Source organism: Crocosphaera chwakensis CCY0110, from assembly GCF_000169335.1.
Classification (GTDB): domain Bacteria; phylum Cyanobacteriota; class Cyanobacteriia; order Cyanobacteriales; family Microcystaceae; genus Crocosphaera; species Crocosphaera chwakensis.
Genome location: NZ_AAXW01000008.1, coordinates 39649 through 61911, shown reverse-complemented (window position 1 = coordinate 61911; position 22263 = coordinate 39649). Strand labels below are relative to the sequence as shown.

The following is a 22263-nucleotide window of genomic DNA, read 5'->3' as shown; positions in this document are numbered from 1 at the left end:
CAAAACTTGAAACCCTTTTCTAGTCTAATTTTGCATGAGTGCGTAGCGGTATAACGTCTCATACTCTTGGATACAAACCATTTAAGGAATTAGTTAATAATGATGTCAACAACTTCCCCATCCCTCAATATTACAGTAGATAACCTTAGTGTTACCTATAACAACGCTAAACTGGCTCTATACAATGCCAGTTGTACCGTAGAACCCGGTTCGATTACTGCTCTGGTCGGTCCCAATGGTTGCGGTAAGTCAACCTTGTTTAAATCAATCATGGGGTTTTTGTCCCCCAGTCAAGGACAGGTTTTGGTAGGAGGGACTTCCGTCAAAAAAGCCCAAAAACGACAGTGGATGGCCTATGTACCCCAAGCAGATGAAGTAGACTGGAACTTTCCCGTCAGTGTCTTTGAAGTGGTGATGATGGGACGTTATGGTTACATGAACCTATTACGCATTCCCAGTGCTAAGGATAAGAGACTGGTGATGGAAAGCTTAGAACGAGTAGGTATGACGGAGTTTCGTTATCATCAAATCGGTGAATTATCAGGAGGACAGAAAAAACGGGCTTTTTTAGCAAGGGCGTTGGCTCAAGAAGGGAAAGTAATTTTACTCGATGAACCCTTTACAGGAGTGGATGTTAAGACCGAAAAAAGTATTATCAATCTGATGATCCAGTTGCGAGAAGAAGGTCATACCATTTTAGTGTCAACCCATGATTTGATGTCCATTGCTACCTTCTGCGATCGCACTATTCTCCTTAACCAAACCATTTTAGCCTCTGGTACCACAGAAGAAACGTTTACAGAAGAAAATTTAGAGATGACTTTTGGTGGGTTACCAGTAACTAACTTAAGTCAAATTGTAGGTAAATAGGAGTCAGAAACTTGAATTATTTAATGGCAACTAATTTTTTATGGCACTGGTTAATTGAACCTTTGCAATATGGTTTTTTGGTGCAAGCTATTTGGGTAAGTGCCTTTGTTGGTTTAGTTTGTGCGGTGCTTTCTTGCTATATCACTCTCAAAGGATGGTCACTGATGGGGGATGCCATTTCTCATTCTGTGGTGCCTGGGGTAGTGGTAGCCTATGCGATGAATCTTCCCTTTGCGATCGGGGCGTTTCTCTTTGGCTTTGGAGCAACGGTGGCTATTGGCTATATTAAGTCTAATACCCGATTAAAAGAAGATGCCGTCATCGGCATTGTATTTACAGGGTTTTTTGCATTTGGATTAGTTCTTGTCACGAAAATCCCCAGTAATATTGATTTATTTCATATTCTCTTTGGTAATGTTTTGGGTATTTCTCAACTAGATATTATTCAAACTTTAATTGCAGGAATTATTACCTTAGTTGTTATTCTATTAAGGCGCAAAGATTTACTTTTGTTTTGTTTTGATCCTAATCATGCTAAAGCTATTGGTTTGAATACTCAAATGATGTATTACACCTTACTTTCTGTATTAGCTTTGACTATTGTGGCTGCATTGCAAACTGCTGGCATTATTCTAGTTATTTCTATGTTAGTGACTCCTGGATCAATTGGCTATTTGTTGAGCGATCGCTTTGATCATATGTTGGTGGTTGCTGTTATCAGTAGCGTTCTTTCGTGTGTCTTGGGAACCTATCTCAGCTATCATCTTGATGTTTCGACAGGAGGCAGTATTGTCGTGTTGTTAACGGTTTTCTTTCTTTTTGCTATGATGTTTGCTCCTAAATACGGCATCTTAGCTCAACAGTTGAGAAAACCCTCTAATAAGGGGTTTGATGAGGAGCGACATCAAGAATTAACCCACCGTTGAGTATAAGAGACTGTTTGTAAAGGAAACATCAAAAGGCTTCGATTATTTTATATACTTAAGTTAATAAAATTTGTTTCTGAGATTTAGAATTTTAAAAGCAGATTGATTCAATATTTTTAATTATTCGTTACTTTTACAAATTGACTTCTCACAACCCCGAATAACTAGACTAAGTACCTGAAAAAAATAAATATTACTGTGAAATGAGCGGGAGAGCAGGGAGTAGGGAGAAGAGTTACGGCTTATTTACATTGTTTAAAACAGTTCACTATATTTATCCCTCTTCTGTCAGACTACTTAGGTTGTACAGTATGATTTTTGAGGAGTTCTCCTAAACTCTAGACCTCTGATAACCTGATCATTAATTTATACATTTAGAGAGATATTTTTAAGAGTTTATCTTTAATACTATGAATGTACAGAATTAGATACCTCGACATTTGTAGTCGGCTTAACGTACCAATATTTAAGAGAGTGAAAAGTGATTAAGAAAATTCCTCAAGACAAATGGATTGATAGCAGCCTGGCCTTAATATTCGACGGTTATGATTTTATTTCCAAACGATGCAAACGTTATCAATCTAATATCTTCCAAACTCGGCTAATGCTCGAAAAAACAATTTGTTTTAAAGGAGAAGAAGCTGCTAAAATTTTTTACGATAAAACAAAATTTACCCGTAAAAATGCTGCTCCTGACAGGGTTAAAAAAACCTTATTCGGGGAAAAAGGCATTCAAGGAATGGATGGGGATGCTCATTTACATCGCAAACAAATGTTTATGAGTTTAATGAGTAAAGAACGCATTCAAGAAGTAGGGACTTTAACCCAAAAACAATGGCATAATTATGCTAAAAAATGGGAAAGAATGGATACAATTGTCCTATTTGAAGAAGCCAGAGAAGTTTTATGTCGTGTTGCTTGTACTTGGGCAGGTGTACCTCTTGAAGAGTCTGAGGTAAAGCTTAGAAGCCAACAGTTTGAAGCGATGATCGCAGGTTCTGGGGTAGTTGGACCCAAACACTGGCAAGGAAGAAAAGCCCGCAAAGAAAATGAACAATGGATAGAAACTATCATCGAAAAAGTGCGTAATCATCAATTGGAGGTTCCCGAAATTAGCGCAACCTATATTTTTGCTAATCATCGCGACTTATCGGGAGAATTACTGGATAAACGAGTAGCAGCAGTAGAACTAATTAATGTTCTACGTCCTATCGTTGCCATTGATCGTTATATCACTTTTGGGGCATTAGCCTTACATGAACATCCAGAATGCCGACCAAAACTTTTGGAAAGTGAAGATTACTTACGAGCATTTGTCGAAGAAATTCGCCGTTTTTATCCCTTTTTTCCCTTTGCTTCTGCTCGTGTTCGTCAAGACTTTGATTGGCAAGGGTATCATTTTCCTGAGGGAACAAGAGTGTTACTTGATCTCTATGGGACTAACCGTGATCCTCAATCTTGGGACAAACATGATGTTTTTTACCCAGAGCGATTTCTTAATTTCTCTGAGCTAGATTCTTTTAAGTTTATTCCCCAAGGAGGGGGAGATTATCACACAAATCATCGTTGTCCAGGAGAATGGATTACCATTGAATTACTAAAGGTAACGATGACCTTTTTAATTCAGTCGATAAACTATAACGTCCCTAAACAAGATTTACGGATTAACCATTTAAAAATGCCGACGGTTCCTGCTAGTGGTTTCGTGATCAAAAATGTAAATTTATGTTAATAAAATGTTTTTTTTTCCATAATCTTACCTGAGAGAGATGGATATATTTACTTACTGTTATCAAATAAGAATAGTTAGACAAAGCAAAATAATAACTGTTCTTATTTTCATTAAACATAGCATAGGAAAATTTAAAATATGTCAAAACAATCACCATCATCTCCCACAAGACCTTATTCAACCTTTGGCAAATTTCCCAGTGAAGACGCAGCCAAAGAAACTAAAAGAAAATTAGAAGAGTCAGGACTTAATTCTGAGCAGATTACTGTCACCACTGAAAACTTTAATCCCCCTCTAAAGCTTGAACAAACCCAAGCTATTAATAACCTGAAAATGGGGGCAATTACTGGAGGAATATTAGGGACATTAATTGGTTGTTTAGTGAGTCTAATACTGACTGATTTTGCTCACCTAGGATTTGCTGCTTTTGAAAATTTTAAAACAATTCATTATCTTACACCTGTGATTGCTGGTATCGTAGCAGCAGCAGGAATGGGGTCTATTTTAAGCTTAAGTGGTGCTAATATTGCAAAAACCGACGAGGATTTAAAAAATATTAATAATAGTAGTAATAGATCCTTAGAAAAAATGTTTTTAGTAATGATCAAAGGAACGGTTCAAGAAATCGATCTCGCTAGAAAGATTATTACCCAACAAGCAGGAATTGTTGAAGAATCAGATAGATAGTTATTTTTTGAAAATAAGGTTAGGGATAATCTTATGAGTCTTTTTTGAGTGGCTTTTCTTTGATTATTACTAGAATTAAAGACAAAATTTGCTAAAATAATCAAGCAACGGATTGATAAACCATTCAATAAATAATGCAAACCAAACGAGTTAGAGACATCTTAAGATACGGCAAACCCGATGAAACCGTTACCATTCAAGGGTGGGTTCGCACCAAACGGGAATTAAAGGAATTTGCTTTTATGGAAGTTAATGACGGTTCTTCCCTCAACAGTTTACAGGTTGTTCTCGATGAAAGCGTCCCCAACTATCAAGATGTTCTCAAACTCCTCAATACAGGGGCTTCTGTGGAAGTTTCAGGAACCCTAGTACAATCCCCCGGAAAGGGTCAAAACATCGAGTTAAAGGCTGCTAAAGTGCAGGTTTATGGCACATCTGACCCCGAAACCTATCCCCTTCAGAAAAAACGCCATTCCTTTGAATTTTTACGCACCATTGGACATCTGCGATCGCGGACGAACACCTTAGGAGCAGTCATCCGCGTGAGAAATGCTTGTGCAACGGCTATTCATAAATTTTTTCAAGAACGAGATTTTCTTTGGATTCATACTCCTATTATTACCGCTAGTGACTGCGAAGGGGCAGGGGAATTATTTACGGTAACTAATTTTGATTTAGGCAAAGTTCCTCTCGATAAACAACAAAAAATAGACTATACTCAAGACTTTTTTGGTAAACAAGCTTATCTAACGGTAAGTGGACAATTAGAAGCCGAAGTTATGGCCATGGCCTTTCAAAATGTTTATACGTTTGGCCCTACGTTTCGAGCAGAAAATTCTAACACTTCTCGTCATTTAGCTGAGTTTTGGATGGTAGAACCAGAAATGGCTTTTTGCGATATAGAAGGGGATCAAGATTTAGCAGAAGAATTCTTAAAATACATTTTCAAATATGTGTTAGAAGCTTGTCCCGAAGACATGGAATTTTTTAATAAACGTATTGATAAGTCTGTGTTGGAAACTGCCGACAATATTATCAATAATGAATTTGAAAGAATAACTTATACTAAAGCTATTGAATTACTGGAGAAATCGAATAAAAAATTTGAATATGCCGTAGAATGGGGCATTGATTTACAATCAGAACATGAACGATATCTGGCAGAAGAATTGTTTAAAAAACCCTTAATTGTTACTAATTATCCCACGGGAATAAAAGCTTTTTATATGCGCTTAAATGATGATAATAAAACTGTTGCTGCAATGGATGTTCTAGCTCCTAAAATTGGTGAAATTATTGGTGGTTCTCAACGGGAAGAAAGACTAGACATTTTAGAAAAAAGGATCAATGAAATGGGGATTATTCCTGATGATTTATGGTGGTATTTAGACCTAAGAAGATATGGAACTGTACCCCATGCAGGATTTGGTTTAGGGTTTGAAAGAGTGGTACAATTTATGACAGGAATGACGAATATTCGTGATGTAATTCCGTTTCCTCGTACCCCCTTAAGCGCAGAGTTTTAAATCATATCTAACAGCTGGTAAAAAAAAAGGGTTATTTACTGTGAAAAACAATAAATAACCCCTTGCACCCGCTTTTTGAATCCTGTATCTATTATGTTTGGTTTCTGTCTTATTCCCCGTAGTAGCGATCACAGTGACAATGTGATTATTATCAAAGTAAAAAATAAGAAAAAAAGAGGCTATTTACTATAAAAAATAATAAATAACCTCTGGCTGTTGTATGCACCCGCTTTTTGAATCCTGTATCTATTATGTTTGGTTTCTGTCTTATTCCCCGTAGTAGCGATCACAGTGAAAATGTGATTGTTATCAAGGTAAAAAATAAGAAAAAAAAGAGGCTATTTACTGCAAAATACAATAAATAACCCCGTGCTGTTGTATGCACCCGCTTTTTGAATCCTGTATTTATTATGTTCGTTTTCTGTCTTATCCCCCGTAGCAATGATCACAGTGAAAATGTGATTGTTATCAACGTTTAGGTAAAATACATTGTAAAATAAGCAGCGAAGGAAAGATTATGCACTCAAAGGGAATATTTCCTTAGTAAACCCATAATTGTGTCATATTCCTCAATCACAGTAATTAGTAAGCATTCGGAGAAAATTGTGGACTTATCACTCATTCCTGCTCAACCTAAACCTGGTTTAATCAATGTTTTAATTGAAATTCCCGCAGGTAGCAAGAATAAATACGAATTTGATAAAGATATGAACGCCTTTGCTCTTGATCGCGTTTTGTTTGCCTCGGTACAATATCCTTATGATTATGGGTTCGTTCCCAATACCTTAGCTGATGATGGTGATCCCTTGGATGGAATGGTACTTATGGATCAACCCACTTTCCCTGGCTGTGTCATTGCAGCTCGTCCCATTGGTATGTTAGAAATGATCGATGGTGGCGATCGCGACGAAAAAGTTCTCTGTGTTCCTGAAGAAGATCCTCGCTATGCTGAGGTAAAGTCCCTTAAAGATATTGCACCTCACCGTTTAGAGGAAATTGCTGAGTTTTTCCGCACCTACAAAAATCTTGAGAAAAAAGTGACAGAAATCTTAGGGTGGAAAGATGTTAACTCTGTAATGCCTTTAGTTGAGCAATGTGTGAAAGCAGGAAGTAAATAGTCACTGAGTGGGGATAATGACTAATGTCGTTGTCCCCCAAAGATAGTTTTAAGATGGTTTAATTGCTCTTTAAAAGAGAAACCATTACCATCTAAATATACGCTCTATTTTTGTTGACTTACTATGTTTGTTAAATCTACAACTCGTCATATTCGTATTTATGCAGCCGAAGTTCACAATAATGAACTGGTAGAAAGTGATAATATGCTCACTTTAGATGTTGATCCTGATAACGAATTCAACTGGGATGAAGACGCTTTACAGAAAGTTTATCGTAAATTTGATGAGTTAGTAGAATCTGCCAGTGGAGAAGAATTAAGCGATTATAATTTACGTCGTATTGGTTCAGATTTAGAACATTTTGTCCGCAATCTTCTCCAAAAAGGTGAGATTAGTTACAATTTGAAAAGTCGTGTCCTTAATTATAGTATGGGACTTCCTAAGGTTGAAAGTCCAGAAACTGAAGGAGCTTATAATATGTAAATTATTGACACTCTCGCCGTTAATTGCTGAGGCAATTTAACGGGAGATTCTTGTTTCGTTAGCTGCCAACTAGCTCAAACAAATTTAATTGCTTAAACCCCGTTGCATCGCCTCCACAAGCTTTTCCTTGAACGGTACGCCCTACCGCTTTCTTGGTCGAATAGATAAGGAGGTGTAATAAAAACGAATGTTGTAACAAGAAGAGGGACTGGTAAGCTCGAAAATTTCATAGTTTATTGTCAATATAGATTAATTGAATAAGATGTGTTGTATATGAGAGCGATTCAATGTATTAAGATGATAATGAATAAGAACTATTAATGTTAAATCTTATGTCTAAAGACGAATTATCTCCTGCTATTTCCCAAGAAGCACGATATGAACCAGCTGCAGTCATTCCTGTTAAGCGAGACTCTTCTATCATTAATTGGTTAGAAGCGACGAATCGCTTAATTTACCGTGAACAGGAAGAGACGAAACCCCCCCTAGAAGAAGATGCAGAAATCTCTGAATTAATTGATGTCGATGATAACTATGACGACGACGATGATGATGTCAGTCTAGATGATGATGATTAAGTCTTAAACAAAGAGAAAGGGGAACAAATATCATCATTCCTCTTTCATCCCATATAGTTAATGTTGAGCTTGTAATGGTATTTTAATTGCTGTGGTAGATGCAAACATTTCTCCTGAAATCTCCTTAAGAAAACCCTCAGGAAACAACTTATTAGTGTTACTCACAGGGTTATTATTACTTCTGACTTTGGGTTTTGCTGAATTTTTTGGTGAATTGGTTACTTTTAGTCAAATATTATTGCTTCCTTTGGGAGTTTCTGCTGTAATTAGTGGCTTAATAGGCTATGGAGTAGTCCCTTTTTTACGACGGTTAAAAGCTGGTCAAATTATCCAAGAAGACGGACCACAAACCCATTTAAGTAAAGCAGGAACCCCAACCATGGGGGGAATTTTTTTTGTGCCTGTGGTGGTTATTATTGCTTTAATTGGATCACAATTTGCCTCGTCTGTGATCGCTGTTGCCCTAGTTACCCTAGCATATATGATGATTGGCTGGGTAGACGACTGGCAAATTTTACGACAAAAATCAAATAAGGGACTCACTCCCCGAATGAAATTGATCTTGCAAATTGCGATCGCCATTGCCTTTTGTGTTTGGATGGCTTATACTCAACCGGCTAGCATTACCAATGTAGTTTTACCAGGGAGTTTCATTTTACCGTTAGGGTTTTTATTTTGGGGTTTAGCAGGATTTGTTCTCGTGGCCGAAAGTAACGCTACCAACCTCACTGATGGAGTTGATGGGTTGGCCGGGGGAACTGCGGCCTTAGCTTTTCTAGGGTTAGGAATTTTAGTCGCTACTACCACACCAGCATTAGGAATTTTTTGTGCTTGTATGAGTGGGGGGTGCTTAGGATTTGTTCTTCATAATCGTAATCCGGCTACTGTATTTATGGGCGATACCGGTTCTTTAGCGTTGGGGGGAGCTTTAGCTGCCGTTGGTATTTTGAGTGGTAATCTCTGGGCATTATTTGTGGTGAGTGGCATTTTCTTTGTCGAATCTCTATCGGTCATTGCTCAAGTGAGTTACTATAAAGCCACCAAAGGCCCTGATGGCGTTGGAAAAAGACTGTTGAAAATGGCACCGTTACACCATCATCTAGAATTAAGTGGTTGGTGCGAAACCCAAATCGTCGGGATTTTTTACTTGATTAATGCAGGGTTGGCCATATTAGCTGTTATCTCCTCTTTGACAAGTCATTAGTGGAAATTGTAGTTCTCAGCTACTGTAGGCGCGTGTATCTTTCTCCAAATTCAATTAGTAGAGAGGGGTTAGGGGAAATTTATATCCAGTACCTCATCCCCTCATAACAATTACTACAGATTAAGCAAAGACAAAATTGTTACTGTTCAAATCCAAATTATTACTATCTTTAACGATAGCCACTAATTCGTCTTGCATACCAGCAACTTTGAGGAAAATACCTTGATCATTACTTCTAAGAGGAGACGCGCCGATAGCGTAATCATTGGCGTTTCCGTGTAATTGAATCATATCTTGGGAAGTATCAAACCCAGAGATTTCAAGATAATCTTGCTGTCCATAGTTATCATAGAATGATTCTGTAGCATCTCCTACCACAAAGCTATCTTCTCCTGCTGATCCCAGTTGCTGTTTCATTGATCCCAGTAAAGCATCAGCCTTAGCTGACCCAGTTAAGGTTCCTGTTCCTTCAATAGCAAAGAAATTGACAGCTTCGGTGGTGTGGCTGGTTTCATCATCCCTACTGGTGTCTTCTTCGATCATGATTTCCACCTGTCCATTGCTCAGATTGCGATGTCTTAACCCTGAAGAATCACCACCATCATAACTAGCAATATTTCCTAGGAATTGAGGGGTTGTGTTGAAGGTGTTACCAAAATCGAGAGTATGCCAATCATGGGTAACTTGATCTCCTGTATTTCCAGCAATAAAGGTGTTTCCATCCCAATTTCCTTGTCCTGGGGAAATAGCTAACCAAGCAATGGTTTCTGAACCATGGCCACTATTAAGATAAGCTTCTTCTTCTTCTAAAGCAACTTGAAAGCCATTATTGGTTGTATTATTTTGACGGGTTCTTACGAAAGTGCCATCATTATCCGTTTGAACTTGAGTTAAAACAATGGGGGTATCTGTAAAATCATGATTAAAGGTAATATTATGCCAATCAGAGCGAGTGGTAGCGTCGGTGGTGACTGTACCCACTTCGATAATCGTACCATCAGAGAGTTGCCAAACTCCTTGTTCTAAGACTAAAAAACTAAAGGTTTCTTGGGTATGATTACCACTGTGGGTATTGCCATTAATTAAAGTGGTTTCTTGAACATTGACTGAAAAGCGATCGCCTTGAATATCGGTAATTCTGACAATGGAAGGATCGGAACCATTGTAAGATAAGGGTTGAGCAAAGATAACAGGATTGATGAAATTGTGATCGAGAAGAATTGTTTGATTGTTATGGTCTAAATTTGTAATTTGACCCATTTCAGCAATGGTCTGATTATTAGTTGTGGGGTCAGGATCAGGGTCAGTATTAGGATCGAGATTAGTTGATCCAGTTAAAGTTCCTATTTTGTCAATAGCAAAGAAATTGACAACTTCGGTGGTGTGATTGATCTCACTATCCCTACTGGTGTCTTCTTCGATCATGATTTCCACCTGTCCATTGCTCAGATTGCGATGTCTTAACCCTGAAGAATCACCACCATCATAACTAGCAATATTTCCTAGGAATTGAGGGGTTGTGTTGAAGGTGTTACCAAAATCGAGAGTATGCCAATCATGGGTAACTTGATCTCCTGTATTTCCAGCAATAAAGGTGTTTCCATCCCAATTTCCTTGTCCTGGGGAAATAGCTAACCAAGCAATGGTTTCTGAACCATGGCCACTATTAAGATAAGCTTCTTCTTCTTCTAAAGCAACTTGAAAGCCATTATTGGTTGTATTATTTTGACGGGTTCTTACGAAAGTGCCATCATTATCCGTTTGAACTTGAGTTAAAACAATGGGGGTATCTGTAAAATCATGATTAAAGGTAATATTATGCCAATCAGAGCGAGTGGTAGCGTCGGTGGTGACTGTACCCACTTCGATAATCGTACCATCAGAGAGTTGCCAAACTCCTTGTTCTAAGACTAAAAAACTAAAGGTTTCTTGGGTATGATTACCACTGTGGGTATTGCCATTAATTAAAGTGGTTTCTTGAACATTGACTGAAAAGCGATCGCCTTGAATATCGGTAATTCTGACAATGGAAGGATCGGAACCATTGTAAGATAAGGGTTGAGCAAAGATAACAGGATTGATGAAATTGTGATCGAGAAGAATTGTTTGACTGTTATGGTCTAAATTTGTAATTCGACCCATTTGAGCGATGATCTGATTGTCAGTTACGGGATCAGGATCGGGATCAGGGTCAGTATTAGGATCAGCAGTTGGTTCTATATCACTGTAAAGAATTTGGATTTGATTACTGGTATCAGCATAATAATCGACTAACTCAACAGAACCATTACTGCCTAAATTAATAATCAAGTTTTGACCACTTTGCCTAGTAGTAACTTCATGCGAACTATAATCTAATTTTAGAATGTCCTCATTGGTCGCATAATAGATTTTATCGTTGCCAGTAACTCGATTGGTATCATAACCCCTAATCTCATTTTTCACATTGTTGAGATAAATTTTGTCATCACTACTAGAGTTGATCACATTTTCTACCTCAAAATCGTAAGATATTGCAGTAGAATAGCTGGTTGTAGTGCTAAATGTCTTACTTAGAAGTCCCCCTCCTCTTAAATCGAGATGAAATCCACTACTTTGAGCATTTAAACCCGAAAAATCTAAGGTATCAATGCCATCAGAGTCCCAGAGAGTTTGTTTGGTTCGATTAGAGGTTTCTACAAGAGAAATGCCATTAACACTGACTTGATCAATATAATTGCCAAAGACATAGGTCGTATCTCCAGCATTGTGACTTTTCGCCCCATATAAGTGTTGTAAAGCTGCAATATCAAGAGGCATAAAAGTAGCTGCAGAATTCCCAGTAAAATTGTAGGTCATTACAGAGTTATCTGTATTATCTAACTCACTGGATAATGGGGTTCCACTATGGGTATGGGATAATCCCAGTGCATGGCCTAGTTCATGGACTAAGGTCATGTAACCATGTTTTCCAGGATCGTGTTGGAAACCATTAGTATCTCCGAGACGGTCATAATTGGAGTTTAAATGAACATCCCCAGCAACTTTTGAATAGGCACTGGTGGGATAATAAGCATAGGCATAATTGGGATTGTTAGAATCCTGAATACGGATGTCACCGTATGTATCTTTATTAATTTCATCAACTTCAACAAAATCGACATTAATAACGTTTTCTAACCAAGAAAAAATTTCTCTATAACTGTTTTTAACTGCGTTGCTAACTTCTTTTACTCCTGATTCTGAGCCGTAATAGGAGTTAGAAAAATCGTCATCTTCAAAAAAACTATAGGTAATGATTCTATCTATACCTAGATTCCATTGATAACCAGATAAAACACCTTCAATTGGTGGAGATATCAGTGCAGAATTAGAAGAGGTAGAGCTACTTCCGCTAGTGCTACTATTAGTAGTGTTATTAGTCTGGAGGGTTCCATTAACACAACCAGGACAAGCACATCTAATATTATTGACCGATAGATTATGTTGATTAAAATCGTTATCTTCTTGTTTTAATACTTTTTCTGTTAGTTTTTGATTCAGTAACATATTCATAAAATTTTGATTTCTATTTAGTGATTGCCATTTACTTAACTGTGTAAATGAGCAAAGTGCTAGTAATTTCGTGATTCTAGTCACATATTTTTGTTATTTTTTAATTCTATGTTTTGTGATTCCTAAAATAGAATCGAGAAAGCACTGGTTTTTGATTCTATTTTTGATTAAATTTCAATAATTACTGAGCAAAAAAATATGTAAAAAATAATACTTAAAATTGGTTTTTATAAAAAAAACAGGATAAAAATACTGATTTAAGGGCAACAAAAAAACTAAAATTAGATTTTTAGCCTAAAATTATGTGGATTTCACGTACTGAAAATCTTGGAATGAAAGTGTAAGTTGATTTTTATGCTTCTACGTAATTCTCTAAATAATTCTATAAAAGTAAGAATATTTTGTTACTTAATTAAATTTATTTATGCAGTATTAGTAAATTCACCAAATTTAGAGGGTTAATTCTGTCAAATTACCGATAGTCAATTGGGTAATAATATCTAAAGAATAGTTGTGAGTTCCGCGATCGCAACGCAACCATGCTAAATATTCCGTATTTCCAGCCGGTCCAGTAATAGGAGAAACAGTTAACCCACAACAAAACCAACCGAAAGTATAAGCAGTTTGTAACACTTGATAAATGGCTTGAGTATGATCGTGAGGATCTCGAACTACTCCTTTTTTACCAACCCGCGATCGCCCCACTTCAAATTGAGGTTTGATTAATAAAATCACTTCTCTGGGTTCTTGTAGCAGATTCCATAAGGGTTCTAAGACTTTTATTAAGGAAATAAAAGAAACATCCATGACCCCTAAATCTGCTTTGGGATTACCTTGATATAATTCTTCAGGAGTAAGATAACGGAAGTTTGTTCTTTCTTTTAAGATCACTCGCTGATCCTGGCGTAATGACCAAGCGACTTGTCCATAACCTACATCTACGCCGTAAACTTGTTTTGCCCCGACTTGTAATAAACAATCGGTAAACCCCCCTGTAGAAATGCCACCATCGAGACATATTCGGTCTTCTACAGGAATTTTGAAGAGTTTTAGAGCTTTTTCGAGTTTAAGACCACCGCGAGAGACGTAGGGGGGTTTTTGTTTGAGTTCAATGTCTGCTGTGATCTTAACTTCCGTTCCAGGTTTATCAATAATTCTTTGATTAACTTTAACTTCTCCAGCCCGAATACAGCGTTGTGCTTGTTGACGGGAGGAACAGAAATTACGTTCCACTAAAAGGAGATCCAGACGTAGTTTAGACAAGGAACCTACAACAAATAAAACAATCTAATTATAAATTGACTAAATCTTGACCGCAACAGGAAAGACAGAGGATTAACTAACTTGTTCTAAATACTGTCCTAAATCTTCAATAAGACGAGTTAATTCTGCTTCTGTGGTTAAGCGTATTTTGTCATCTCGAACCGTTAATAAGACTTTGGCTGCAAAAGGACTGGGATAAATATTAGGATTACAGAAAACTTCTAAAAATATCTCTCCTGTGTATCGATATTCCATCGGTTTTTCAGGTTTTGGCCGTTGCCCACTTCCTGCATTAGCAGCCACAGTTTTCAATTGTTGCATTAATTGATCAATTTCTGATTTAAGAGAGGTTGCAGCTTCAGCAGAAAAATTAAACCTAACCGATCCTTGTACTAAATTAAGGGTAAGTTGAGTCATTACCAAACACTATAATATAACTAAGATCCCTATTATCTCAACTAATGGTTAACCCTGTACGGTTTATATAAATATTGTGACAAAAGATAATCGTTCTCAAGTCCGTCGAGTGTTACTAATAACGCTATTGCTTAACTTATTGGTGATGGGGTTAAAAGCGATTGTCGGAATTATAACAGGTTCTTTAAGTTTACAAGCAGATGCGCTTCATAGTGTTACCGATAGTGCTAATAATATTTTAGGGTTAGTAGCCAGTCATTTTTCTTCCCCTACTCCTGATCGCCGTCATCCTTATGGACATCAAAAATATGAGGGAGTAGCAGCGTTAGGAATTGCTGCTTTTTTAGGAATTGCTTGTTTTGAAATTATACAAGGTGCTATAGACAAAATTTGGCATGGTGGCGATTCGGTTACTATTTCACCAGAACAATTATGGATTTTATTGATTGTTTTAGGGATCAATATTTTTGTTGCTTTCTATGAGCGAAAAATAGGAAAAGAGGTAGATAGTCCGATTTTAATTGCTGATGCTTATCACACCATGAGTGATATTTGGGTAACTATTATGGTGTTATTAGGATTAATTGGAATTTGGCAAGGTGAACAATTTAACTTACCTCAACTACAATGGTTAGATATTATTTTTGCGTTTCCTGTAGCCATTTTAGTCTTTTATAGTGGTTGGGAAGTGGTGCGATCTAATTTACCTTGGTTAGTAGATGAAATGGCGATCGCACCCGAAAAGATTTATGAAATTGTTATGAATGTTCCTGGTGTTATCAACTGTCATGATATTGCTTCACGGGGAATAGTTGGACGACAAGTTTTTTTAGAAATGCACTTAATTGTTAATGCACAAGATGTGAAAACTTCTCATAAAATAACCGAAGAAATTGAAAGAATTTTAAAAGAAAAATTTGCTCCAATTCGGATTATCATTCATGTAGAACCCCCTAATTATGAATCATCAAATATTAGTTTTAGTTCTGACAAGAACAATAAAAGTAAAACTAACTTATAATTAAAAGAAAAAGACAATGGTAGAATCAGTTTCTAGAGCAAATCAATCTAATATTATCTATCCTGAAAGAGATGGAACCCCCATGTCAGATAATACAAAATAGTTTCGTTGGATAGAGTTATTAAAGAAAATTTAGAATTATTATTTGCTGATAATCCTAACATTTTTGTAGCTGGTGATTTACTTTGGTATCCCATCGAAGGAGATAATAAGACTCGTCAAGCACCCGATATTATGATAGTGTTTGGAAGACCAAAAGGCGATCGTGGTTCCTATCGACAATGGGTAGAAGATAATGTTTCTCCTCAAGTGGTTTTTGAGATTTTATCCCCAGGAAAACGTTTATTAGAAATGGCTAAAAAGTTCAAATTTTATGAACATCATGGAGTTGAAGAATATTATATCTATGACCCCGATAAAATTGATTTACAAGGGTGGTTAAGGAATAATGGGGAGTTAAATGTGATTGAAGAAATGAAGGGTTGGGTAAGTCCCACACTCGGAATAAAGTTTGAATTAACCTCAGAAACTTTAGAGATATTTCGACCTGATGGTCATAAATTCTTAACCTTCGACGAATATTATTAATTTCACTATTACTTTTTTCTAAATTCACATAAATGTGATTTTGTCAAGATAAAGAATAATGAAGATAGAAAGGATACATTTTGTTACAAAACTCCTCAGAAAGCCCGAAACAGTTTAATCTAGATGCTGATTAACTTTTTAAGAAACATCTGGTTTTAATCAAGATGTTGCAAACATCTGAACTCCATCGAGGAGTAGATTAGCAATTTTTTTCATGGGAGATAGTTGAAATCCAATGAGTGTAAAGGCAAGTGGTGGAAGCTCGTTAGCAAGACCCCAACTCTATCAAACCGTTCCCGTCTCAGCCATTAGTCAAGCTGAGCAACAGGATCGCTTTTTAGCAAAGACAGAACTCAATGAATTAGTTACCTATTTCCAGTCTGGACAGAAGAGACTGGCGATCGCCCAAACCATAACGACCAATTCAGATTTAATTGTGTCACGGGCAGCTAACCGGATCTTCACTGGGGGATCGCCCATGGCGTATCTAGAAAAACCCCCAGTGGAAGCCCCCAAAAAAGAACTGGCCATGGCAGGGGCAACCCAAACAGCCCAACCAGGAAACGAAACCTACGTAGAAAGTGGTGGGGGTGGCGGCGGCTTATTTGGAGGGTTACGCTCCATTTTTAGCTCTAGCGGACCGATTCCCCCCGGATTTCGCCCGATTAATATATCTCGCTATGGACCGAGCAATATGCAGAAGTCCTTGAGAGATATGTCTTGGTTTTTGCGCTATGTCACCTATGCCATTGTGGCCGGTGATCCTAGCATCATCGTAGTCAATACCCGTGGTTTAAGAGAAATCATCGAAAGAGCTTGTTCTACGGATGCGACTTTAGTGGCACTGCAAGAAATGCGGGCTGCTTCTAGAGAGTATTTTCGTCAAGATGCAGAAGCACAAGCCATTGTTACCGAATACTTTGATGTCTTAATCACAGAATTCAAAGCACCAACTCCCTCAAATAAGTTACGTCAACGTCCTTCTGATGACTTACAAGGGTTAGAACTGCCTCAGAGCTATTTTAATGCCTCTGTTACCCGTCAAAAATTTGTGATGAAGCCCGGCTTATCTGAATTGGAGAAAGGGGAAATCATCAGAGCAGCCTATCGTCAACTGTTTGAGAGAGATATTACCAAAGCTTATAGTCAATCCATTTCTTACCTAGAATCTCAGGTGAAAAATGGTGACATATCGATGAAAGAGTTTGTCCGCAGACTCTGTAAGTCTCCTCTTTATCGTAAGCAATTCTTTGAACCCTTCATTAACAGTCGGGCTTTAGAATTAGCTTTTCGTCATATTTTAGGCCGTGGTCCTAGTTCTCGCGAAGAAGTCCAAAACTACTTTGCTATCGTTTCTGACGGTGGACTGGCTGCTTTAGTGGATGCGTTAGTAGACTCTCAAGAGTACGCTGATTACTTCGGAGAAGAAACCGTTCCTTACCTGCGCGGTTTAGGGCAAGAAGCGCAAGAATGTCGTAACTGGGGAATGCAGCAAGACCTGTTTAATTACAGTGCGCCTTTTCGTAAGGTTCCTCAATTTATTACGACCTTTGCCAAGTATAATCAACCCTTACCAGATCAGCACGTTTATGGTTCTGGAAACGATCCCCTAGAAATTCAATTTGGGGCAATTTTCCCGAAAGAGACCCGTAATCCCAGCAAGAGTCCTGCTCCCTTTAGTAAAGATACGAAACGGATTTTAATTCACCGTGGTGCTGGTATTAACAACCAAAACAGTAATCCTGCAGCACGGGGTGAGTTTCCTGGTAGTTTAGGAGCAAAAGTTTTCCGTCTCAACAATGAACTTCCTGGTAGTAGCAATGGAGCGAGTGTTAAATTTGGCGAGAGTTCCACTCAAGCAGTGATTCGTGCTGCTTATCGTCAGGTGTTTGGCCGAGATGTCTATGAAGGACAACGGTTAAAAGTTGCCGAAATTAAGCTAGAAAATGGCGATATTACCCTACGAGAGTTTATCAAAAATCTGGCCAAGTCTGAGGTTTTCCTCAAGACCTATTGGACTCCTTTCTATGTGGTTAAAGCGATCGAATATATTCACCGTCGTCTCTTGGGTCGTCCTACCTACGGTCGCCAAGAAATGAACGCTTACTTTGATTTGGCTTCTAAGAAAGGGTTTTATGCCTTAGTAGATGCCATGATTGATAGTAACGAATACACTGAAGCCTTTGGTGAAGATACGGTTCCTTATGAACGGTATTTGACCCCTGGTGGAATGCAGTTACGCATGGCTCGTCCTGGTGCGATCAAAGAGGATATTGGTAAGCGAGTTGATAAGGAAGTGACCCCAAGATTTGTGGAATTGGGTCAAGTTTCGGATAACCGCACCGAACCTGAAATTAAGTTCCGTGTTAATCAAGGGGTTAGTACCCAACGTCAGCAAACTAAAATCTTTAAGTTGTTAACCACAACCGACAAAGTAGCCTTACAAAATGCTATTCGTGCTGCTTATCGTCAGATTTTTGAACGGGATCTTGACCCGTACATTATTCAAGCTGAATTTACTGCTCTTGAAAGTAAGTTAGGCAATGGAGAAATCACCGTTAAAGAGTTTATTCAAGGGTTAGGATATTCTGATCTCTATATCAAAGAGTTCTATACTCCTTACCCCAACACGAAGGTGATCGAACTAGGAACTAAACATTTCTTAGGTCGTGCGCCTTTAACTCAAAAAGAGATTCAAAAATACAATCAAATTTTAGCCACTCAAGGAATTCGTGGCTTTATTGGGGCAATGGTAAATAGTATGGAATATCTCCAATTATTTGGAGAAGATACAGTTCCCTATCGTCGTTTCCCGACCCTTCCTGCGGCCAACTTCCCCAACACTGAACGCTTGTATAACAAGTTAACTAAACAAGATCGGGAGTTGGTGGTTCCTAGTTTTGAACCAGTGGTTAAAGTGGGTGGTTAAGGTCATTTAATCATTCCCTAAAGTTGTATGATAAAAGGCGCGAGCGATCGCGTCTTTTTTATAATGCTAACGATAGCATTACAAACATACATTAGGACATTTTAATTTTACTCTTGCCTCTTGTCTTTTCCGTAGCAGTATGGTGCTGTACTGACATCTTGCATCAGTACAAGAAAACTTAATAATTATCAGAAGGTAATCAATTGTGAATAAGTTAGCGTCAAAATGAAATACTATTGCGGATTGCCTGTTGCCTCTTGCCTCCCTAAACTAGCTCATGTAATCGAAGGGGCAAGATATGAGTATAGCAATGTTGACAGTTTAATAAAAATCAATAGAATGTATATTAACTATTTATTAAGAAATAGTCATTGTTCCTTAACCCTATAACTATCTAAATCCATTTTTAATAGATTAGCTTTTTTTAATAACGCTCATTAACTTTATTTTGCTCGTTAGGGAACGGTGAAATGTTTATTTTAACAATAATCAATAAAAAAAAATTTTGTCTTTTACCCTATGTTTTTGGCGTTTTATCTGTCATTATTATCTTAATTTTTACTACTATATTAGTCAATTTAGAACACAATAGATTCCTTGAGGCTAATCGAAATCATGTTTTAAATGAACTGAGTACCACAAGAGCAAAATTAGAAGGTGTATTAAATGAAAGAATATTTTTAATGCGAGGATTAGTTGCTTATATTTCTACTCAGAATTCTGACATTACTCAAAAAGAATTTGAAGATTTAACAAAAGTTATTGTGGCTAAAGTTAACGGAATTCCCAGTGCTGCTTTATTTAAAAATTCTATTTGTACTCATCTTTATCCTTTAGAAGGACAAGAAGAAGCGTTAGGGTTTGAACCGTTAAAAATTCCCGAAGCAAAAGAAGCATTTGAAAGGGCAATTAAAACAAAAAAAACCGTTTTATCAGGTCCAGTTGATTTATTTCCTCAAGGGGGGATGGTGTTCATTACGCGAACTCCTGTCTTTTTAACCCCTTCTAATGGTGTTGCTGAAAGTGGGGAGTATTGGGGAATGGTTAGTATCGGTATTGAACAAGATATCTTATTAAAAGAAGCAGGAATCTTAAACAAAGAAAATGATTTAGAATATAGTATTAGAGGATATGATGGATTAGGAGAAAAGGGTCAATTTTTCTGGGGAAAAGAAGCCATTTTTACCAATAATCCAGTTAGTTTAAATGTAACTCTACCGAATGGTTCTTGGCAGTTAGCTGCTATCCCTGTTCATGGTTGGCCATTCTATTCTTTATCAATGTTATGGATTACAATAGGTGGAATCATTATCGCTTTCTTAACTGGACTTTTAATTTTTTCTTTAACTAAGACTTTATTGCAACTTAATCAAGAAATTAAAGAACGAAAAGAGGTAGAATTGCAACTGACTAAAACCAATAAAGAACTCAGTAAATTAGCTAGTTTAGATGGATTGACACAAATTGCTAATCGTTATTATTTTGACACTTATCTTAAAAAAGAATGGAACCGATTAAGTAGACAAAGAGAGCCTTTATCTTTAATTTTATGTGATGTTGATTACTTTAAAAAATATAATGATCGTTATGGACATCCTCAAGGAGATGAATGTCTAAAACAAGTAGCCAAAGCCATAGAAAAAGCTGCACAACGTCCGGCCGATTTAGCAGCAAGATTTGGAGGAGAAGAATTTGCCATGATTTTACCTAAGACTAACTTAGACGGAGCAATTAAAGTAGCAAAAAATTTACAAAAATATATTAGTAATTTAAAACTTGAGCATAAGCAGTCTCAAATCAATCAATATATTACTTTAAGTATAGGTATTGCTCATACTCATTGCCATCCCTTTTATTCTTCTCAAAAGTTAATTGATGCTGCGGATCACGCTCTTTATCGATCAAAAAACAAAGGAAGAAATTGCTATGATTATACAAATTTAGTGGTTGAAGAAACACTAGAGAAATACAATAAATCTAGAATAGAGAAAACTCTTTAGTCTGTCTAGTGTATCATTAGGTTTTTTCTAGCAACTTACTCTTGATCAATTTTTTCTGAAGAATCCAACGAGTTATTATTATCTTTAGGATGATAGTGCTGAGGATTTATTTTATTTTTTTCTACAAGATTAACTGATTTTTTAGCCCAGGAAAAACGAGTAGGAATAGGGGTACGAGGAACAGCTTGTAATCCCTGTAGCATCTCTGATAGATGAAGTCCTTCGGGTTTAGTTTCTCTCAGTTTATGCCAGACAGAACGAGACATAAGCAAAGTACGTTCTATGGGATTTGCTCCTAATTTTTCTAGGTATTCTTCCCGCTCATGTTGATAGTCTGCTGATACTAATTCTAAATTTTGACTAGGATATTTTTGGACAATTTGTGCCATTTGCCCTAGTAACTTCGGATAAAGCCAAGTGTAAGCAGGATGAACAATTAACTGTGCCTGATGAGGTTGAGAACCCTCTTTAGAAAGAGTTAACTTGAAATAGCCAATAGCTGCTTTTCTTTGGGGTTCAAAAACATAGCCTTGTGCTATTTCTTTTTCATTAAACCATTGCTGCCATTTTGAACATAACCCCGCGAAAAAACGAGTTTTAAAATCCTGTGGATTTCGATCAAAAACTTGCCTAAGTAAAGGAGGCATAGAAACACAATCTAGCTGATACAATAAGTGAGCATCAGCGTTACTGACTGGCAGTAAATTGGGTAACTCTGTATTTTGTTCAGCGAGGGTTTGTAATAATTGTGAATCTAATAACCAATAGGTTAATTGAGCTAAGGGTTGAAAGCCATTTTGACGATATAAAGCTAGAGTATTTTTTTCATTAATATTTACTTCTAACACCCAAGTTCTTGCTTCCCAAACAGTTTCTAAGCAATAGCGCAATAGTTGGGAACCTACCCCTTTAGGATTAGTAAGTAAATCTGCTTCTCCTTCATCACAAGCAACCATCACCCTTTCTACTCGCCAGGTACTACGTACTCGATTGAAAGGAGAAATATGAATAAACCCTTTTAGTTTATTGTCATATCCTTGGGGTAGCTCAGCCACATAGACACGAAAATGGTTTTGAAAGGTATTGGGAAACCAGCTAAGAAACTTAAGGAGTCCAAACCAACGCCGAACTTGTTGCAGTTGTTCTTGAAAAGAGGCTGAATTTTTAGCCATCTGGTTAGTTTGACTCGTCATAGCTTCTAACCAGTCAATGTCCCGATATTGGACGGGACGAATTAACACTTTAGGGTAATTATCAGAAGATACTGTCATGAATCGCACTGGGAAGAAGGTCGCCTATTATCTATCTTAACCATTTTTAGGAATTTCTTGTTAAAGTTATCTGAGTCAGTCTCGGTTAAGTCTTTAAAAACTTCTCTTGACCTTTA

Annotated in this window: 16 protein-coding genes and 1 pseudogene; 13 read left to right on the top strand and 4 right to left on the bottom strand. The window is 37.2% G+C overall.

Features of this window, described 5'->3' with window-relative positions; all coding sequences use genetic code 11:
* Nucleotides 1-99 precede the first annotated feature (99 nt).
* The 9 genes from CY0110_RS07090 to mraY all read left to right on the top strand — a co-directional run bounded on the left by CY0110_RS07090 (nt 100) and on the right by mraY (nt 9124).
* A complete protein-coding gene (locus tag CY0110_RS07090; RefSeq protein ID WP_008274687.1) occupies nt 100-870 on the top strand; it encodes a metal ABC transporter ATP-binding protein in 771 nt (256 codons plus the stop codon).
* 23 nt (nt 871-893) lie between these two features.
* Complete coding sequence (locus CY0110_RS07085; protein WP_008274686.1) at nt 894-1796, top strand: metal ABC transporter permease; 903 nt, start codon at nt 894-896, stop codon at nt 1794-1796.
* Nucleotides 1797-2277: 481 nt separating this feature from the next.
* On the top strand, nt 2278-3528 hold the full coding sequence (locus CY0110_RS07080; protein WP_008274685.1) for a cytochrome P450: 1251 nt from the start codon (nt 2278-2280) through the stop codon (nt 3526-3528).
* A 138-nt stretch (nt 3529-3666) separates the two neighbouring features.
* Nucleotides 3667-4215 carry a hypothetical protein gene (locus CY0110_RS07075; protein WP_008274684.1) on the top strand — a complete coding sequence of 183 codons (549 nt, stop codon included), beginning with the start codon at nt 3667-3669 and terminating at the stop codon, nt 4213-4215.
* Nucleotides 4216-4349: 134 nt separating this feature from the next.
* The gene (gene asnS / locus CY0110_RS07070) at nt 4350-5741 is read left to right on the top strand and encodes an asparagine--tRNA ligase (RefSeq protein WP_008274683.1); all 1392 of its coding nucleotides are present in this window, start codon (nt 4350-4352) and stop codon (nt 5739-5741) included.
* Nucleotides 5742-6346: 605 nt separating this feature from the next.
* A complete protein-coding gene (locus tag CY0110_RS07065) occupies nt 6347-6859 on the top strand; it encodes an inorganic diphosphatase (RefSeq protein WP_008274682.1) in 513 nt (170 codons plus the stop codon).
* A gap of 123 nt (nt 6860-6982) precedes the next feature.
* Nucleotides 6983-7342: an NAD(P)H-quinone oxidoreductase subunit M gene (gene ndhM, locus CY0110_RS07060; RefSeq protein WP_008274681.1), complete on the top strand. Its 360-nt coding sequence runs from the start codon at nt 6983-6985 to the stop codon at nt 7340-7342.
* A gap of 332 nt (nt 7343-7674) precedes the next feature.
* Complete coding sequence (locus CY0110_RS07055) at nt 7675-7920, top strand: DUF3134 domain-containing protein (protein ID WP_008274680.1); 246 nt, start codon at nt 7675-7677, stop codon at nt 7918-7920.
* A gap of 91 nt (nt 7921-8011) precedes the next feature.
* Nucleotides 8012-9124, top strand: coding sequence for a phospho-N-acetylmuramoyl-pentapeptide-transferase (gene mraY, locus CY0110_RS07050; protein WP_008274679.1), 1113 nt, complete (start codon nt 8012-8014; stop codon nt 9122-9124).
* A gap of 120 nt (nt 9125-9244) precedes the next feature.
* On the opposite strand, the gene CY0110_RS07045 is transcribed toward mraY, so the two are convergent.
* The 3 genes from CY0110_RS07045 to CY0110_RS07035 form a co-directional block, all read right to left on the bottom strand.
* On the bottom strand, nt 9245-12658 hold the full coding sequence (locus CY0110_RS07045) for a matrixin family metalloprotease (protein ID WP_008274678.1): 3414 nt from the start codon (nt 12656-12658) through the stop codon (nt 9245-9247).
* 450 nt (nt 12659-13108) lie between these two features.
* Complete coding sequence (locus CY0110_RS07040) at nt 13109-13921, bottom strand: TlyA family RNA methyltransferase (protein ID WP_035798768.1); 813 nt, start codon at nt 13919-13921, stop codon at nt 13109-13111.
* 72 nt (nt 13922-13993) lie between these two features.
* Entirely contained in the window at nt 13994-14338 is a 345-nt protein-coding gene (locus CY0110_RS07035; RefSeq protein WP_008274674.1) for a hypothetical protein, read from the bottom strand.
* Nucleotides 14339-14414: 76 nt separating this feature from the next.
* Here CY0110_RS07035 and CY0110_RS07030 point away from each other — a divergent pair, with 76 nt between their 5' ends.
* From CY0110_RS07030 to CY0110_RS27905, 4 genes and pseudogenes are all read left to right on the top strand, one after another.
* Nucleotides 14415-15359, top strand: a complete 945-nt coding sequence (locus tag CY0110_RS07030; protein ID WP_035798766.1) for a cation diffusion facilitator family transporter — start codon at nt 14415-14417, stop codon at nt 15357-15359.
* 16 nt (nt 15360-15375) lie between these two features.
* Nucleotides 15376-15938: pseudogene (locus CY0110_RS07025) on the top strand (Uma2 family endonuclease); the annotation flags it as partial.
* Nucleotides 15939-16182: 244 nt separating this feature from the next.
* Nucleotides 16183-18876, top strand: a complete 2694-nt coding sequence (locus CY0110_RS07020; RefSeq protein ID WP_008274670.1) for a phycobilisome rod-core linker polypeptide — start codon at nt 16183-16185, stop codon at nt 18874-18876.
* Between the two features lie 470 nt (nt 18877-19346).
* Nucleotides 19347-20876 carry a diguanylate cyclase domain-containing protein gene (locus CY0110_RS27905; RefSeq protein WP_008274669.1) on the top strand — a complete coding sequence of 510 codons (1530 nt, stop codon included), beginning with the start codon at nt 19347-19349 and terminating at the stop codon, nt 20874-20876.
* A 35-nt stretch (nt 20877-20911) separates the two neighbouring features.
* Here CY0110_RS27905 and CY0110_RS07005 read toward each other — a convergent pair whose 3' ends face one another.
* Nucleotides 20912-22147 (bottom strand): GNAT family N-acetyltransferase, encoded by a 1236-nt coding sequence (locus tag CY0110_RS07005; protein WP_008274668.1) that lies wholly within the window; start codon nt 22145-22147, stop codon nt 20912-20914.
* Between the last annotated feature and the right edge of the window lie 116 nt (nt 22148-22263).